Origin of the sequence: Micromonospora endolithica (assembly GCF_003626595.1) — a bacterium.
GTDB classification, from domain to species: domain Bacteria; phylum Actinomycetota; class Actinomycetes; order Mycobacteriales; family Micromonosporaceae; genus Micromonospora; species Micromonospora endolithica.
Genome location: NZ_RBAK01000002.1, coordinates 81,345 through 95,089 on the forward strand (window position 1 = coordinate 81,345; position 13,745 = coordinate 95,089).

The 13,745-nt window shown below is 73.5% G+C and carries 16 protein-coding genes; 11 read left to right on the plus strand and 5 right to left on the minus strand.

Annotated features, from left to right (window positions below; all coding sequences use genetic code 11):
- Nucleotides 1-30 precede the first annotated feature (30 nt).
- Nucleotides 31-306, minus strand: a complete 276-nt coding sequence (locus tag D7223_RS06280) for an isoamylase early set domain-containing protein (RefSeq protein WP_120727029.1) — start codon at nucleotides 304-306, stop codon at nucleotides 31-33.
- 151 nt (nucleotides 307-457) lie between these two features.
- On the opposite strand from D7223_RS06280, the gene D7223_RS06285 reads away from it, so the two are divergent.
- Nucleotides 458-718, plus strand: a complete 261-nt coding sequence (locus D7223_RS06285) for a Prokaryotic metallothionein (RefSeq protein WP_120725981.1) — start codon at nucleotides 458-460, stop codon at nucleotides 716-718.
- Nucleotides 719-977: 259 nt separating this feature from the next.
- Here D7223_RS06285 and D7223_RS06290 read toward each other — a convergent pair whose 3' ends face one another.
- A complete protein-coding gene (locus D7223_RS06290) occupies nucleotides 978-1,487 on the minus strand; it encodes a pyridoxamine 5'-phosphate oxidase family protein (RefSeq protein WP_120725984.1) in 510 nt (169 codons plus the stop codon).
- A 63-nt stretch (nucleotides 1,488-1,550) separates the two neighbouring features.
- On the opposite strand from D7223_RS06290, the gene D7223_RS06295 reads away from it, so the two are divergent.
- The 8 genes from D7223_RS06295 (at nucleotide 1,551) to D7223_RS06330 (ending at nucleotide 8,004) form a co-directional block, all read left to right on the plus strand.
- Complete coding sequence (locus D7223_RS06295) at nucleotides 1,551-2,624, plus strand: LacI family DNA-binding transcriptional regulator (RefSeq protein WP_158610831.1); 1,074 nt, start codon at nucleotides 1,551-1,553, stop codon at nucleotides 2,622-2,624.
- Between the two features lies 1 nt (nucleotide 2,625).
- Nucleotides 2,626-3,549, plus strand: coding sequence for an arylamine N-acetyltransferase family protein (locus D7223_RS06300; protein WP_120725987.1), 924 nt, complete (start codon nucleotides 2,626-2,628; stop codon nucleotides 3,547-3,549).
- Entirely contained in the window at nucleotides 3,542-4,105 is a 564-nt protein-coding gene (locus D7223_RS06305; protein ID WP_120725990.1) for an NADPH-dependent FMN reductase, read from the plus strand. The genes D7223_RS06300 and D7223_RS06305 overlap by 8 nt, the downstream gene beginning before the upstream one ends.
- Nucleotides 4,106-4,129: 24 nt before the next feature.
- On the plus strand, nucleotides 4,130-4,756 hold the full coding sequence (locus D7223_RS06310; RefSeq protein WP_120725992.1) for a GNAT family N-acetyltransferase: 627 nt from the start codon (nucleotides 4,130-4,132) through the stop codon (nucleotides 4,754-4,756).
- A gap of 47 nt (nucleotides 4,757-4,803) precedes the next feature.
- The gene (locus tag D7223_RS06315; RefSeq protein WP_120725994.1) at nucleotides 4,804-5,403 is read left to right on the plus strand and encodes a TlpA family protein disulfide reductase; all 600 of its coding nucleotides are present in this window, start codon (nucleotides 4,804-4,806) and stop codon (nucleotides 5,401-5,403) included.
- Between the two features lie 6 nt (nucleotides 5,404-5,409).
- Nucleotides 5,410-6,306, plus strand: coding sequence for a cytochrome c biogenesis CcdA family protein (locus D7223_RS06320; RefSeq protein ID WP_120725996.1), 897 nt, complete (start codon nucleotides 5,410-5,412; stop codon nucleotides 6,304-6,306).
- A gap of 15 nt (nucleotides 6,307-6,321) precedes the next feature.
- Nucleotides 6,322-6,771 carry a GNAT family N-acetyltransferase gene (locus tag D7223_RS06325; RefSeq protein ID WP_120725998.1) on the plus strand — a complete coding sequence of 150 codons (450 nt, stop codon included), beginning with the start codon at nucleotides 6,322-6,324 and terminating at the stop codon, nucleotides 6,769-6,771.
- Between the two features lie 120 nt (nucleotides 6,772-6,891).
- On the plus strand, nucleotides 6,892-8,004 hold the full coding sequence (locus D7223_RS06330) for a lytic polysaccharide monooxygenase auxiliary activity family 9 protein (protein ID WP_420330294.1): 1,113 nt from the start codon (nucleotides 6,892-6,894) through the stop codon (nucleotides 8,002-8,004).
- A 141-nt stretch (nucleotides 8,005-8,145) separates the two neighbouring features.
- Here the strand turns inward: D7223_RS06330 and hemQ are convergent, their stop codons facing one another.
- Genes hemQ through hemE form a run of 3 tightly spaced genes read right to left on the minus strand, consistent with a single transcriptional unit; the run spans nucleotide 8,146 to nucleotide 11,353 of the window.
- Entirely contained in the window at nucleotides 8,146-8,847 is a 702-nt protein-coding gene (gene hemQ, locus D7223_RS06335; protein ID WP_120726001.1) for a hydrogen peroxide-dependent heme synthase, read from the minus strand.
- Complete coding sequence (hemG, locus tag D7223_RS06340) at nucleotides 8,844-10,253, minus strand: protoporphyrinogen oxidase (RefSeq protein ID WP_120726003.1); 1,410 nt, start codon at nucleotides 10,251-10,253, stop codon at nucleotides 8,844-8,846. The genes hemQ and hemG overlap by 4 nt, the downstream gene beginning before the upstream one ends.
- A gap of 5 nt (nucleotides 10,254-10,258) precedes the next feature.
- Nucleotides 10,259-11,353, minus strand: a complete 1,095-nt coding sequence (gene hemE / locus D7223_RS06345; protein WP_120726005.1) for a uroporphyrinogen decarboxylase — start codon at nucleotides 11,351-11,353, stop codon at nucleotides 10,259-10,261.
- 162 nt (nucleotides 11,354-11,515) lie between these two features.
- Here hemE and D7223_RS06350 point away from each other — a divergent pair, with 162 nt between their 5' ends.
- Together D7223_RS06350 and D7223_RS06355 are read left to right on the plus strand one after the other, a co-directional pair.
- The gene (locus D7223_RS06350) at nucleotides 11,516-12,088 is read left to right on the plus strand and encodes a DUF3000 domain-containing protein (protein WP_120726007.1); all 573 of its coding nucleotides are present in this window, start codon (nucleotides 11,516-11,518) and stop codon (nucleotides 12,086-12,088) included.
- A 124-nt stretch (nucleotides 12,089-12,212) separates the two neighbouring features.
- On the plus strand, nucleotides 12,213-13,559 hold the full coding sequence (locus D7223_RS06355) for a ribonuclease D (RefSeq protein ID WP_120726009.1): 1,347 nt from the start codon (nucleotides 12,213-12,215) through the stop codon (nucleotides 13,557-13,559).
- The last annotated feature ends 186 nt before the right edge of the window (nucleotides 13,560-13,745 follow it).

Below are 13,745 nucleotides of genomic sequence, written 5' to 3' on the forward strand. Positions count from 1 at the left end.
GTAAAGACTCTTGTCGATGAGGGTGGCACCTCAGAGCACCAGGAGGCTGCCCTTCTCGTCCACCCGGTCGGCGGCGTCGTCGTCCAGCCAGAGGCCGCCGGTGGCGAGGTAGCGGAACCGGTACTCCCCCGGCCCCAATCTGACCGTGACGGTGCGGGTGCCGTCCCGGCGGGCGACGAGTTCGTGCCGGCCCGGCTCCCAGTCGTTGAAGCAACCGACGACGCTCACCGCGCCGGGCGGGGTGTTCCGGGGAAGGCAGAAGGTCACCCGGGTCTGGTTGCCGAAGAGCTTGTTCCGCTTGATCACGATTTCCTCCGGGGTCGAGACCTGCACCCGGTCCAACGCCCGACACGCCGAGGACGACTCGCCGCAAAACCGCACCAGATTCCCGGTTCGGGCACCGAAACCCGTCCATCGCCGGAAGCTATACCCAATTGTCACTTTCGGGGGGTTTGTGATGGCGACCTGCGAGGTCTGCGGCAACGACTACTGGATGGCCTTCGAGGTGCACACGGTGAGCGGGGACGTGCACACCTTCGACTCCTTCGAGTGCGCGATCCACAAGATGGCACCCGTCTGCGAGCACTGCCAGATCAAGATCGTCGGTCACGGCGTCGAGGTGTCCGGGCGCTTCTTCTGCTGCGGACACTGCGCCCGCGCCGAGGAGGGCGACCAGGGCGCCCAGATCCGCGACGCCGTCGGCGCCCGCCCCGCCTAGTGCGGCGACAATGGATTCCTGACCGCTTCGCGGCCTGCAACCCCGGGGCCTGGTCTGGCGGGTGCGCAGTCCGGTCTGATCCGCGTGCGACGCGCCGACGTCGAGTCGGTGCCGGATGACGGCCTCGGCGCAGTTGGCGTCGTCGATGCCACCGCGCTGAGCAGCGATACCGTCGCACCGTTCGGTCGGCGGCGCGCGCCGGCGGCCGGGAGGTCGTGGTCAAGCTGGGTCTGATGATCGCCGAAGCTCCGAGCCAAGGTCAGGCCGACCGCAGCGCCGAGCCCGCGTAACTGAAGACCTTCTCCGGCGACAGTCGGATCCACGAGGACGCCCAGGACATCTCCTGCCGCGCGGTCCGCAGCACCCCTTGGTCGGGTCGGTCGACGACGGCGGGCCCTTCGAGGATCACCAACGCATGGGTCGGCCCGTCGCCTTCGATCATGACCACGGACGCCCAGGGATGTGCGGCCACGTTGGCGAGACGAACAGCGCCGCCGGTGACCGGCAGCCACACCGACCGGTGGTGCAGGACGAGCCCGGTGGGTACGGCGTGCGGACGACCGTCGGTCCGGCTGGTGGCGAGCACGCCGTAGCGACCGCTGGTGAGCTGGGCGACCAGTTGCGGACCGCTCATCCGGTTCTCTGGCGGGTAGGCGCCCTCCGTGGCGGGCCGGGCGCGGCGAAAGGTGGCTTCCTGCACCTCCGCGAGCCAGTGCCCGACGTGACACAGGTCGGACTCCGCACCGATCGCCTGCTCCCCGGTGCGCATCTCCGTTCTTGACGACTGATCCTCCACAATGCATCATGTTAAACGATTAACATGAGGAGGGTCATGGGTAACCGGACAACCCTGCGTTCTGTCGCCGAGGCGGCCGGGGTCTCGACGGCGACGGTGTCGTACGCCTTCAACCGTCCGGACCGGTTGTCCGGTGAGATGCGGTCGCGGATCCTGGCGGTGGCACGCGAGCTCGGTTACCCCGGACCGGACGCCGCGGCGCGGTCGTTGCGGACCGGGCGGGCCAATGCCATCGGTGTCATCTTCACGACCGAGTTGACGTACGCCTTCAGCGATCCCTACGTCCTCGCCCTGCTCGGCGGACTCGCCGAGACCCTGGCGCACAGCCGTACCAGTCTGGTGCTCATCCCGTTCGCGCCGGTCATCGCGGGGCTCAGCGACGTGGAGGTACGCGAGTCACTCGACGCCGTGCATCGGGCGGTCATCGACGGTGCGGTGGCCGACGGGCTCACCGACGACCATCCGGCCGTCCGCGCCCTGTCCGACCGTTCGCTTCCCCTGGTCCGCTCCTCCGACACGGCGGCAGGTCGCTGCGTGCTGATCGACGATCGGCAGGCGGGTCGGGAGATCGGACGCCACCTCGCCGACCTCGGCCACCGCGAGGTCGCGGTCGTCGTCTCCTCCCCACGCGAACCCGGCTGCCCCATCCCGCCCGCGGAAGAGGCAGCCCTCCACCCGTACTCACGGCACCGGCTCGCCGGCATCCGCGAGGCGCTGCCCGCCGGGTCCCGGGTGCCCGTCGTGAGTGGAGGACGCAACGCCGACGCCGCCGGGCGCATCGCGGCGACAGCGATCCTCGCGGCCCCCGACCGCCCGACGGCGATCGCCGCGGACAGCGACGTGCTCGCCGCCACCGCCGTCGAGGTCGCCACCGCCCAGGGTCTCCGCGTCGGACACGAGCTTTCGATCACGGGCTTCGACGACGTCCCTCTGGCGGCCTCGACCGGGTTGACCACCATCCGTCAGCCCATCCACGAGAAGGGTCGGCTGATGGCGCGCATGTTGCTCGACCCTGACAACACGCCGGATCGCGTGACCCTGCCGATCGAACTCGTCGCCCGCTCCAGCACCGGCCCCGTTCCGAGTCACCGACTTCACGGAGGAACGTGAGATGACCCTTCGACAGGCTCCCCCGCTGGAAGACATCGGTCCCACGACCTGGTGGCGGATCGACACCCTCGATCTCGACGCGTACCTGCGTCGGGTCGACCATCGGGGGCCGATCACACCGGACGGCACAACCCTGCGGACCCTGCACCGGGCCCACATCGCCGCGATCACGTTCGAGAACCTGGACGTGATGCTCGGCCGGGGCGTCGAGGTGGACCTGCCGCGGGTGCAGGACAAGCTCGTCCACGCCGGCCGCGGCGGGTACTGCTACGAGCACGGGGTGCTCTTCGGAGCGGTACTCCAGCATCTCGGGTATCGGGTGGACCGACTGCTCGCCCGCACCGGCGACCCGGCCGACCAGCCGCGTCCGCGCTCGCACCTGGTCCTGCGGGTCGACGACGGCGACCAGGTGTGGCTGGCCGACGTGGGCTTCGGCTCCGGCCTGCTCGAACCGCTGCCGCTGGTCGAAGGTGCCCCGCAACGCCAAGGTGCGTGGGAGTACCAGCTCCGGCGCGGCGCGGACGGTGCCTGGCGGCTGCGGGAGCGGACCACCGACACCTGGACCACGCTGCTGACCTTCACCGAGGAACCGCAGTACCCGGTCGACGTCGAGGTCGCCAACCACAACACCGCCACCAGCACCCACTCGCCATTCACCCAGCAGTGCGTCGTCGTGCGCAAGGACGACAGGGCGGTCCGGCGGCTCATCGGCCGCGACTACAGCGAGGAACGCCCCGGCGCCACGACCCGCGCCCGGTCGCTGTCCGACGAGGAGTACGGCGCCGTGCTCGGCACCGAATTCGGTCTCGCCCTGAACCCGCCGGAGATCCGAGCACTCGTCGCCACCCTCTCCCTGCCCGGCGAGGACCGCCGCACCGCCCCGGACCTGGGACTCCGACCGTCGACAGGAGATCTCGATGCGTGACCCCTACTCCCTCGCCGTCATCACCGCCAGCGTCCGCGCCGACCGGATCGGCCCGACGGTGGCACGGTGGTTCCTGCGCCACCTCGACCGGCACACCGACGCCGTCGTGGACCACGTCGACCTCGCCGAACTCAACCTCCCCGACGATCTGGCCGGTGGTGGAGACGCCGAGCGGTTCACCAAACGTGTCGAACAGGCCGACGCCTTCGTCGTCGTCACGCCCGAGTACAACCACGGCTATCCCGGCCCCCTGAAGACGGCCGTCGACACACCGTACGAACAGTGGCGGGCCAAGCCCCTCGGCTTCGTCTCCTACGGCGGCGCCTCCGGCGGTCTGCGCGCGGTGGAACAGCTACGGAACGTCTTCGCCGAACTGCACGTCCCCACCATGCGCACCAGCGTCCTGATCCCGAACGTGCACGACGCGTTCGACGACGACGGCGAGCTACGCGACCCCGCGCCGGTCGAAGCCGCCCTCGCCGAGATGGTGCGCCAGCTGAACTGGTGGGCCCGCACCCTGGCCGCCGCCCGCGCCGACCGTCCGTACGACTGCTGAACCGAGAGCAACGGGGACCCAACGATGATCATCCGCCCGTACCAGCCCGACGACCGCGACGCCGTACACGACATCTGCATCCGCACCGCCGACGCCGGCGAGGACGCCTCGACCTCCTACGCCGACCCGAACATCCTGCCCGAGATCTTCGCCCACCCTTACACCCACCTCGACCCCGACCTGGCCTTCGTCCTCGACGACGGTGGCCGGGCCGCCGGATACGTCCTCGGCACCGCGGACACCCGCGCGTTCGCCGCCCGGTTCCGCAACGAGTGGCTACCCCTGGCCACCGCCCGGTATCCGCCGCCCACGGGCGATCCCACCACACCGGACGCCGTCATGGCGCACCTGCTGCACACACCCGAGCGCATGGTGCTGCCGGAACTCGCCGCCCACCCTGCCCACCTGCACATCGACCTGCTTACCGGCTACCGGAAGTCCGGACACGGCCGGGCTCTCGTCAGCCGCTTCGTCGCAGCCCTGCGCGAACGCGGCACATCCGCCCTGCACGTCGGGATGGTGACCGCCAACCACCAGGCCCGGCCCTTCTACGACCGACTCGGATTCCGACCGCTCCCCGTCGCCGATCCTGGACCACTCACATACCTCGGGTTGGCGGTGTGGTCGCCCCAGGACGGGGACTCACCGTAAGCGAGCGGTAAGGGTGGTGGGCCGGAAAGGCGGGCTAGCATCCCGGCATGCCCGTCACGCGTACCCGACTGGTCGCCATCGCCCTGGCCACCGCCGTGCTGGCCCTCACCGCATGCGGCGGCGCCGACGGCACGCCTCCGGCAGCCGCGCCGCAGACCTCCACCCCCGCCACCGCGAGCGCAACCGGCGGCCCGACGACCGAGGCCGGCGCGGGCGCCACCGCGAGCCCGACCGCCGGTGCCGTGCCAGAGACGCTCGACTTCACCGCCCGCACCCTGGACGGCGTCGAGTTCGCCGGGAGCAGTCTCGCCGGCAAACCGGCGGTGCTGTGGTTCTGGGCGGCGTGGTGCACCCGCTGCCGGGGTGTCGCCGACTCGGTCGCCGCCGTGCAGCGGGACAACGCCGACCGGCTGACCGTGCTCGGGGTGGCCGGTCTGGGCAGCGGCGACGAGGCGATGCGGCGTTTCGCCCGGGACACCGGCATCACCGGCTTCCCCAGCCTGGCCGACGACGACGGTACGGTGTGGCGGCGGTTCGGCGTGACCAGCCAGGAGCACTACGTGCTGCTCGACTCCACCGGCAAGGTCCGGCACAACGGTCCGCTCTCCCAGGCCGACCTGCGCCGACGCGTCGCCGAGCTGAGCTGAGCCGAGATGACCGACGCCCCGTACGGCCTCGCGCTCGGCGCCGGCCTGCTCGCCGCCGTCAACCCGTGCGGGTTCGCGTTGCTGCCCGCGTACCTGTCGATGCTGGTGCTCGGTGACGGCCCGGCGGACCGGCGCGGGCCGCTCGCGCCGGTGGGCCGGGCGCTGGCCCTGACCGGCGCGATGACCCTCGGGTTCGTCGCGGTGTTCGGCGCGTTCGGGCTGCTCGCCGGGCCGGCGGCGGACGCTGTGGCGCGCCGGCTGCCCTGGGTGTCGGTGGCGATCGGCCTGGCGCTGGTGGTGGCCGGCGGCTGGCTGCTCGCCGGCCGGCAGCTGCCCACGTTCGCGCCGCGCCTGGCCACCGGGCCGCAGGTACGGCGGCGGTTCGGCTCGATGGTGCTCTTCGGCGCGGCGTACGCGATCGCCTCCCTCGGCTGCACCATCGGCCCGTTCCTGGCCGTGGTGGTCGCCGGTTTCCGGGCCGGCAGTCCGCTGGCCGGGCTGGGCCTGTTCGTGACGTACGCGATCGGCATGGGCCTGGTGGTCGGCGCGGCGGCCCTGGCGGTGGCCCTGGCCCGGGAGTCGCTGGTGCGCCGCACCCGGCGGGCCGCGCCGCTGCTCGGCCGGGTGGCCGGTGCGCTGCTGGTGCTGACCGGCGGCTACGTCGCCTGGTACGGCTGGTACGAGATCCGCCTCTTCGGCGGGAGGGCCACCTCCGACGGGGTGGTCGACGCCGCCGGCCGGGTGCAGACCGCGCTCGCCGGGCGGCTGGACGGGCTGGGTCCGTGGTGGGTCGCGGCCGTCGCCGCCGCGCTGCTCGCGGTCGCCGCCGTCGTCACGGTGGTACGCCGCCGGCGCGCCGCCGAGCGCCCGGCCCCCGCCGCGGAGCCGGTCGACGTCGGCTGAGCCTACGATCGCGGGGTGTCTGACACCCCCGAGCTACGGTCCGCCGCTTTCGCCGAGCTGGACACGCGCACCTTCCACGACCTGCTCCGGCTGCGCATCGACGTCTTCGTCGTCGAGCAGGCCTGCCCCTACCCGGAACTGGACGGGCGGGACGTCGAGCCGGGCACCCGGCACCTGTGGCTGGCCGGGGACGCCGGGCCGCTCGCGTACCTGCGGATCCTGGCCGACCCGGGCGGCGTCGCCCGGATCGGTCGGGTGGTGGTGGCGCCGGCCGCGCGCGGCGGCGGCCACGCCGGGCGGCTGATGACAGCGGCCCTGGCCGAGGTCGGCGACCGGCCGTGCGCGCTGGAGGCGCAGTCGCACCTGGTCGACTTCTACGCCCGGCACGGGTTCACGGTCACCGGTCCGGACTACGTCGAGGACGGGATCCCGCACACCCCGATGCGGCGGAGTCCATTGACCTAGAACGATGGATGTGGGAATCTGCGGGCGGAGCCAGCACGAGAGCCACGCGGCCGGCCCGGGAGGGGCAACTCCCGGCGTGACCGGGCGTCGCCGTACTGATCCCTACCCCGGAGGGCTCACGTGTCCACTCCGCTCCGATCACCCCGACTGCTCTGGCCGCTCGCCGTCGTGGCGACGGCCGTGCTGCTGCTGACCACCGCACTGGCCAACCCGGTCGCCGCGCACGGGTCGGTGGTCGACCCCGCGTCCCGCAACTACGGCTGTTGGCAGCGCTGGGGCAGCGACTTCCAGAACCCCCGGATGGCCACCGAGGACCCGATGTGCTGGCAGGCCTGGCAGGCCAACTCGAACGCGATGTGGAACTGGAACGGCCTGTACCGGGAAGGTCTCGCCGGCAACCACCAGGGCGGCATCCCCAACGGCCAGTTGTGCAGTGGCGGCCGGGCCGAGGGCGGGCGGTACGACTCCCTCGACGCGATCGGGGCCTGGCGGACCACGCCGGTGGCCAACAGCTTCCGGGTCCGTCTCTTCGACGGCGCCAGCCACGGCGCCGACTACATCCGGGTGTACGCGACGAGGCAGGGCTTCGACGCGCTTACCGAGCCGCTGGGCTGGGACGACCTGGAACTGGTCGGCCAGATCGGCAACACCCCGGCGTCGCAGTGGCGGCCGGACACCAACGGTGTCTCCATCGACATCCCGGCGAACGCGCCCGGACGCTCGGGTCGGCACATCGTCTACACGATCTGGCAGGCCAGCCACTCCGACCAGTCGTACTACCTGTGCAGCGACGTGACCTTCGGCGGAGGCTCGACCCCGCCGCCGACCACGCCGCCGCCGACCACCCCGCCGCCCGTCACTCCCCCGCCGTCCACGCCGCCGCCCGTCACTCCGCCGCCGTCCACGCCGCCGCCGATGACGCCGCCGCCGGCCGGCGCGTGTACGGCCACCTACCGGGTGACCAGCCAGTGGTCCGGCGGTTTCCAGGGTGAGGTGACGGTGACCGCCGGCGGCGGTGCCGTGTCGAACTGGTCGGTGACCTGGCTCCTCGCCGACGGGCAACAGGTCAACCAGGCCTGGAACGCCACCGTCAGCACCAGCGGCAGCCGGGTCGTCGCCCGCAACGTGGCCTACAACGGCTCCCTCGGCGCCCGCGCGAGCACCACCTTCGGCTTCCTCGGCTCGTCCGGCGGCAGCAACCCGGTCCCGCAGTTGACCTGCACCGCCACCTGAGACCCGGCCGGGGTCGCGTTCCACTCCCTCCGGCGCGCGACCCCGGCCGGCCCGGGCTCGACCGGCGACCGTCGCCGCGACGGCGAACGGCGTTAAGAAGGGGCCCTTCCTCTACGCCAGGCGTTAATAAGGGGCCCTTCCTTACACCAAGCCGTTGACGATGTCGGCTACCGAGCGGCGGCGGCCGGTGTAGAACGGCACCTCCTCGCGGACGTGCAGGCGGGCCCGGGACGCGCGCAGGTCCCGCATCAGGTCGACGATCCGGTGCAGCTCGTCGGCCTCGAAGGCGAGCAGCCACTCGTAGTCGCCGAGCGCGAACGAGGCGACCGTGTTGGCGCGGACGTCGGGGTAGCCGCGGGCCATCTGGCCGTGCTCGGCGAGCAGTTCCCGGCGCTCGGCGTCGGGCAGCAGGTACCACTCGTACGACCGCACGAACGGGTAGACGCACAGGTAGGAGCGGGCCTCCTCACCGGCCAGGAACGCCGGGATGTGGCTCTTGTTGAACTCCGCCGGGCGGTGCAGCGCCATCTGCGACCAGACCGGGGTGAGGGCCCGGCCCAGGGTGGTGCGGCGGAAACGCAGGTACGCGTCCTGGAGGGCGTCGCTGGACGCGGAGTGCCACCAGATCATCACGTCGGCGTCGGCGCGCAGGCCGGAGACGTCGTACGTGCCCCGGACCACGACGTCCTTGCCGGCCAGCTCCTCGAAGAGGGACTCGACCTCGCCGGTGACGTTCTCGCGCAGCGACGGGAGCGCGGCGCTGGCCCGGTACACCGACCACATGGTGTAGCGGATGCTGGCGTTGAGTTCCCGAAGCCGGGCCGCGTTGCTCTGCTCGGTCATGATCCCGATCCTCCCAGTGCAGTGATGATCTCTTCGGCCGCGGTGGCGCCGGAGCGTACGCAGACCGGGATGCCCACCCCGTCGTAGCCGGCGCCGGCCAGCGTCAGGGTGGGGTGTGCGGCGCGCAGGGCGCCCCGGGCGGTGGCCACCCGGACGGCGTGGCCGGGGGTGTACTGCGGCAGCGACCCGCCCCAGCGCTGCACGTGTCCCGCCACCGGGGCGGGCAGCGGGGCGCCGAGCACCGCCGACAGTTCCCGGTGCACGGTCGCGGCCAGGTCGGCGTCGGGGCGCTGGAGCTGCTCGGTGTCGCCGTACCGGCCGACCGACGCCCGGACCAGGGCCAGCCCGTCGGCCCGGCGCAGGTGCCCCCACTTGGTGGTGAAGAACGTGGACGCCTTGACCAGCAGCCCCTCGGTGGACGGCACCAGGAAACCGGACAGCTCCGGCAACGCGGGCTCCGGCAGCGCCAGCGTGACCAGCGCGACACTCGCGTAGTCCAGCCCGCCGACCGCCGCCGCCACCTGCGGGGCGGTGCCCGCCAGCAGCCGCGCCGCCGGGCGGGCCGGCACGGCGAGGACCACGGCGTCCACGTCGACGAGCTCGGCGTCGCGGGTCGGGCCGACGGTCAGCCGCCAGCCGTCCCCGGCCGGATTCAGCTCACGCACCGCCGCGTTCGTGCGGATCGTCGCGCCGCTGGCCGCCACGGCGGCGTCGACCAGCGTGCTCAGCCCGCCGGCCAGGGTGCCGAACACCGGCGCGCCGGGTGCGCGGGGCGCCGCGGCCTGCGCCGCGCGGACCGCGCCGACCAGCGTGTGCGCGACCCGGGCGGCCCGGGCCAGCGCCGGCATCGTGGTGACCAGCGAGAGATCGTCGGCACGGCCGGCGTACACGCCGCCCAGCATCGGGTCGACCAGCCGGTCCACCACCTCGTCGCCGAACCGGGCGCGGACCAGGGCACCGACCGCGACGTCGTCGGCCGCGCCGAGCAGCGGCCGGCCCTCGTCGGGGTCGGCGTCCGCCGCCGGCCGGGCGACCGAGGCCACCCGGTCCAGATCCCCGGGTACGCCGACCAGCGTGCCGCCCGGGATCGGGCGCAACGTGCCGTCGACCACCAGCGCGGCCTGCCCGACGGTGGGGTGCACGATGCGGTCGGCCAGACCGAGCCGGCGGACCAGGGCCACCGCGGCCGACTCGCCGCCGGCCGGGTCACGCATCAGGAACGACTCGGCGCCGAACTCGACCGGCGAGCCGGCCAGTTCGCCGGTGCGCAGCTTGCCGCCGGTCGCGCCGGACTGCTCGTACACGGTGATCTCGGTGCCGGCGGGCGCCTGGTCGCGCAACCGGACCGCGGCGGCCAGGCCGGCGATCCCGCCGCCGACCACCGCCACCCGCCACGGCGTCCGCACGGTGCTCAGCCCTGGTCGGCCGGGCCGGCGGACAGCTCGTGCACCAGGGCCACCACCCGGGTCAGCACGTCGGGATCGGTCTCCGGGAGCACCCCGTGCCCCAGGTTGAACACGTGGCCGGGCGCCGCGCGGCCCTGCTCCAGGATGCGCCGCACCTCCGCCTCCACCACCGGCCAGGGGGCGAGCAGCACGCACGGGTCGAGGTTGCCCTGCACGGCCCGGTCCGGTCCGATCCGGCCGGTGGCGACGTCCAGGGGCGTACGCCAGTCGACGCCGACCACGTCGGCGCCGGCCTCACCCATGGTGCTCAGCAGTTCGCCGGTGCCGACCCCGAAGTGGATGCGGGGCACCCCGGCGTCGGCGAGGCCGGCCAGCACGGCGGCGGAGTGCGGCAGCACGAAGCGCCGGTAGTCGGCCTCGGAGAGCGCGCCGGCCCACGAGTCGAAGAGCTGCACCGCCGAGACGCCGGCGTCGATCTGCACCCGGAGGAACGCCAGGGTGATCTCGGCCAGCCGGCCGGCGAGGGCGTGCCACAGCTCGGGCTGGCCGTACATGAGCGCCTTGGTCTTCGCGTGGGTCCGCGAGGGGCCGCCCTCGACCAGGTAGCTGGCCAGGGTGAACGGCGCGCCGGCGAACCCGATCAGCGGGGTGTCGCCCAGCTCGGCGACGAGCAGCCGGACGGCCTCGTCCACGTAGGACACGTCGTCGCGGGTGATCGGTCGGATCTTCTCGACCTGGTCGAGGGTGCGCACCGGCTCGGCGACGACCGGCCCGGTTCCGGGCACGATGTCCAGGTCGACCCCGGCGGCGGCGACCGGTACGACGATGTCGCTGAACAGGATCGCCGCGTCCACGCCGTGCCTGCGGACCGGTTGCAGGGTGATCTCGGTGACCAGGTCGGGGCGGCGGCAGGACTCCAGCATCGCGACGTTGGCCCGGATCTGCCGGTACTCGGGCAGCGAGCGGCCCGCCTGACGCATGAACCAGACCGGGGTGTGCGGAACGGGCCGGCGGCGGCACGCCCGGACGAAGGGAGAGTCGGCCGGTCCGCGGCGGGGGTCGTCGTCTCGGGCGACGGTGCCCGTGGTGTCGGTGGTCATCGCGGCAATCGTGCCACGCGCCCCACCCCCCCTCGAAAGGAAGGGCCCCCGGTTAACGCCTCAGGTAGAGGAAGGGCCCCCGCTTAACAAGCCGTCCCGGGTGCGGGCGGCTTTCGGCGCGCCGTACGGGTCGGTGGCCGGCCGGCGGCTTACGCTTCCGGCATGGCCCCCCCGATCGCGCTCCCGGAGACGTTCGCCCGCGCGGTCGCCGGGTTGCGGTCGGCCGCGCCCCGGCCGGAGATCCTGCTGGAGGAGGTGGGCGCGCCGCAGCGGCTCGCCCCGTACGCCTTCGCGCTGTCCGCGACCGTGCTGCGCGACGGCGACGAGGTGGCCACCGGCCGGCTGATCCTGCTGCACGACCCGGCCGGGCACGAGGCGTGGCAGGGCACCCTGCGGCTGGTCACCTACGTGACCGCGGAGCTGGAGGTGGACCTGGCCGCCGACCCGCTGCTGCCCGGGGTGGGCTGGACGTGGCTGACCGACGCCCTGGACGCGCAGGACGCCGGGCACCGGGCGATCGGCGGCACGATCACCCAGACGATGTCGACCCGGTTCGGTGACCTGGCCGGGCCGCCGGCCGCCGGGGACGTCGAGATCCGGGCCTCGTGGACGCCGGTCGACGACGACCTCGCCCCGCACCTGGACGCCTGGTGCGCGCTGCTCGCCTCGACCGCCGGGCTGCCCCCGCCCGGGGTGACCGCCCTGCCCGAGCGGCGCCCGGCGGGCGCCGCCTGATCGGGGTTTTTGCCCGGACCGCACCGCGTCGTCCGGTTACTCCGCGGACATCCGGACGCCATCGGACCGACACACCCCGGACCGGCTGCACACGCGGATTCGACTCGCGCACTAGGGTTGTCAGGTGACCGACGAACCACCCCTGCGCCGTCGGGCCGCCGAAAGTCGTACGGGAAACGCACCGCACCACCCGCCGTCGGCCCTGCCGGAGCCGGAGGACGCGGGAGACCACCCGACCGACGGTGGGCCCGTTCCGCTGACCGCGCCCCGCGACGGCACGCCCCAACCGGTGGCCACCCCGACCGAACTCGACGAGGTCGTGGCCCGCTTCGCGGCGGGCAGCGGTCCGGTGGCGCTGGACGCCGAGCGCGCCTCGGGATACCGCTACAGCCAGCGCGCGTACCTGGTGCAGTTGCGCCGGGCCGGCGCGGGCACGGTGCTGATCGACCCGTTGCCGCTGCCCGACCTGACCGCGCTCGACGAGGTGATCGGCGAGGCCGAGTGGGTGCTCCACGCGGCCAGCCAGGATCTGGCGTGCCTGGCTGAGCTGGGCCTGCGCCCGCGCCGCCTCTTCGACACCGAGCTGGCCGCCCGGCTGGCCGGCTTCGAGCGGGTCGGGCTGGCCGCGCTGACCGAGCAGCTGCTGGGCTACAGCCTGGAGAAGCACCACTCGGCCGCCGACTGGTCCAGCCGACCGCTGCCCGAGTCGTGGTTGACCTATGCCGCGCTGGACGTGGAGATGCTCGTCGACCTGCGCGACGCCCTCGACGCCGAGCTGGCCCGGCAGGGCAAGTCGGAGTGGGCGGCGGAGGAGTTCGCCGCCCTGGTGCACAACGGCGCCCGCCCGCCCCGGGTGCGCGCCGAGCCGTGGCGACGCACGTCAGGCATCCACCGGGTACGCGGGGCGCGGGCGCAGGCCCGGGTGAGGTCCCTCTGGTACGCCCGGGACCAGATCGCCGCCCGCCGGGACGCCGCTCCCGGGCGGGTGCTGCCCGACTCGGCGATCGTCGCCGCCGCCGAGCTGGACCCGAAGGACGAGAAGACCCTGTTGACGCTGCCGGGCTTCGGGGGTCGGTCGGTGCGCCGCCTGGCCCGCACCTGGCTGTCCGCGCTGGACGACGCGCGGCAGTTGCCGGACGACGCGTTGCCGGTCGCGCCGACGGTGGAGGGCCCCCCGCCGCCGCACCGCTGGGCCGAGCGGGATCCGGTGGCGGCGGCCCGGTTGGCCCGGTGCCGTGAGGTGGTGGTCCGCATCGCGGGCACCCACGACCTGCCGGCGGAGAACCTGATCACCCCGGACTCGATCCGGCGGCTGGCCTGGATCCCGCCGGAGGAGATCACCGAGCAGACGGTGGCGGAGACGCTGCGGGGCTTCGGCGCCCGCGAGTGGCAGGTCGCTCTCCTGACCGCCGACCTGACCACCGCTCTCCCCGACCCCCCGCCGCCGCCGACCCCGGACACCGCTGGTTGATCATGGCGTGTCGGCGCGACACGCCCCGGGCGTGCCGACCACAGCGCCATGATCGACCCCGGGTCGCGGGAGCGGCCGGGGGCGGGGGCCGGAGAGGCCGGGGTTCGGGCGGGAGTGTGGGGTGGGCCACACGGGGGTGGGTGCCGGCATTGGTTACCCGCGAGTAGCATCCGGGGGAACACGCCC

Coding starts and splice junctions, on each gene's coding strand:
- D7223_RS06285 (WP_120725981.1), top strand. CDS start 458: ATGGCGACCTGCGAGGTCTGCGGCAACGACTACTGGATGGCCTTCGAG.
- D7223_RS06290 (WP_120725984.1), bottom strand. CDS start 1,487: ATGCGCACCGGGGAGCAGGCGATCGGTGCGGAGTCCGACCTGTGTCAC.
- D7223_RS06295 (WP_158610831.1), top strand. CDS start 1,551: ATGGGTAACCGGACAACCCTGCGTTCTGTCGCCGAGGCGGCCGGGGTC.
- D7223_RS06300 (WP_120725987.1), top strand. CDS start 2,626: ATGACCCTTCGACAGGCTCCCCCGCTGGAAGACATCGGTCCCACGACC.
- D7223_RS06305 (WP_120725990.1), top strand. CDS start 3,542: ATGCGTGACCCCTACTCCCTCGCCGTCATCACCGCCAGCGTCCGCGCC.
- D7223_RS06310 (WP_120725992.1), top strand. CDS start 4,130: ATGATCATCCGCCCGTACCAGCCCGACGACCGCGACGCCGTACACGAC.
- D7223_RS06315 (WP_120725994.1), top strand. CDS start 4,804: ATGCCCGTCACGCGTACCCGACTGGTCGCCATCGCCCTGGCCACCGCC.
- D7223_RS06320 (WP_120725996.1), top strand. CDS start 5,410: ATGACCGACGCCCCGTACGGCCTCGCGCTCGGCGCCGGCCTGCTCGCC.
- hemQ (WP_120726001.1), bottom strand. CDS start 8,847: ATGACCGAGCAGAGCAACGCGGCCCGGCTTCGGGAACTCAACGCCAGC.
- hemE (WP_120726005.1), bottom strand. CDS start 11,353: ATGACCACCGACACCACGGGCACCGTCGCCCGAGACGACGACCCCCGC.
- D7223_RS06350 (WP_120726007.1), top strand. CDS start 11,516: ATGGCCCCCCCGATCGCGCTCCCGGAGACGTTCGCCCGCGCGGTCGCC.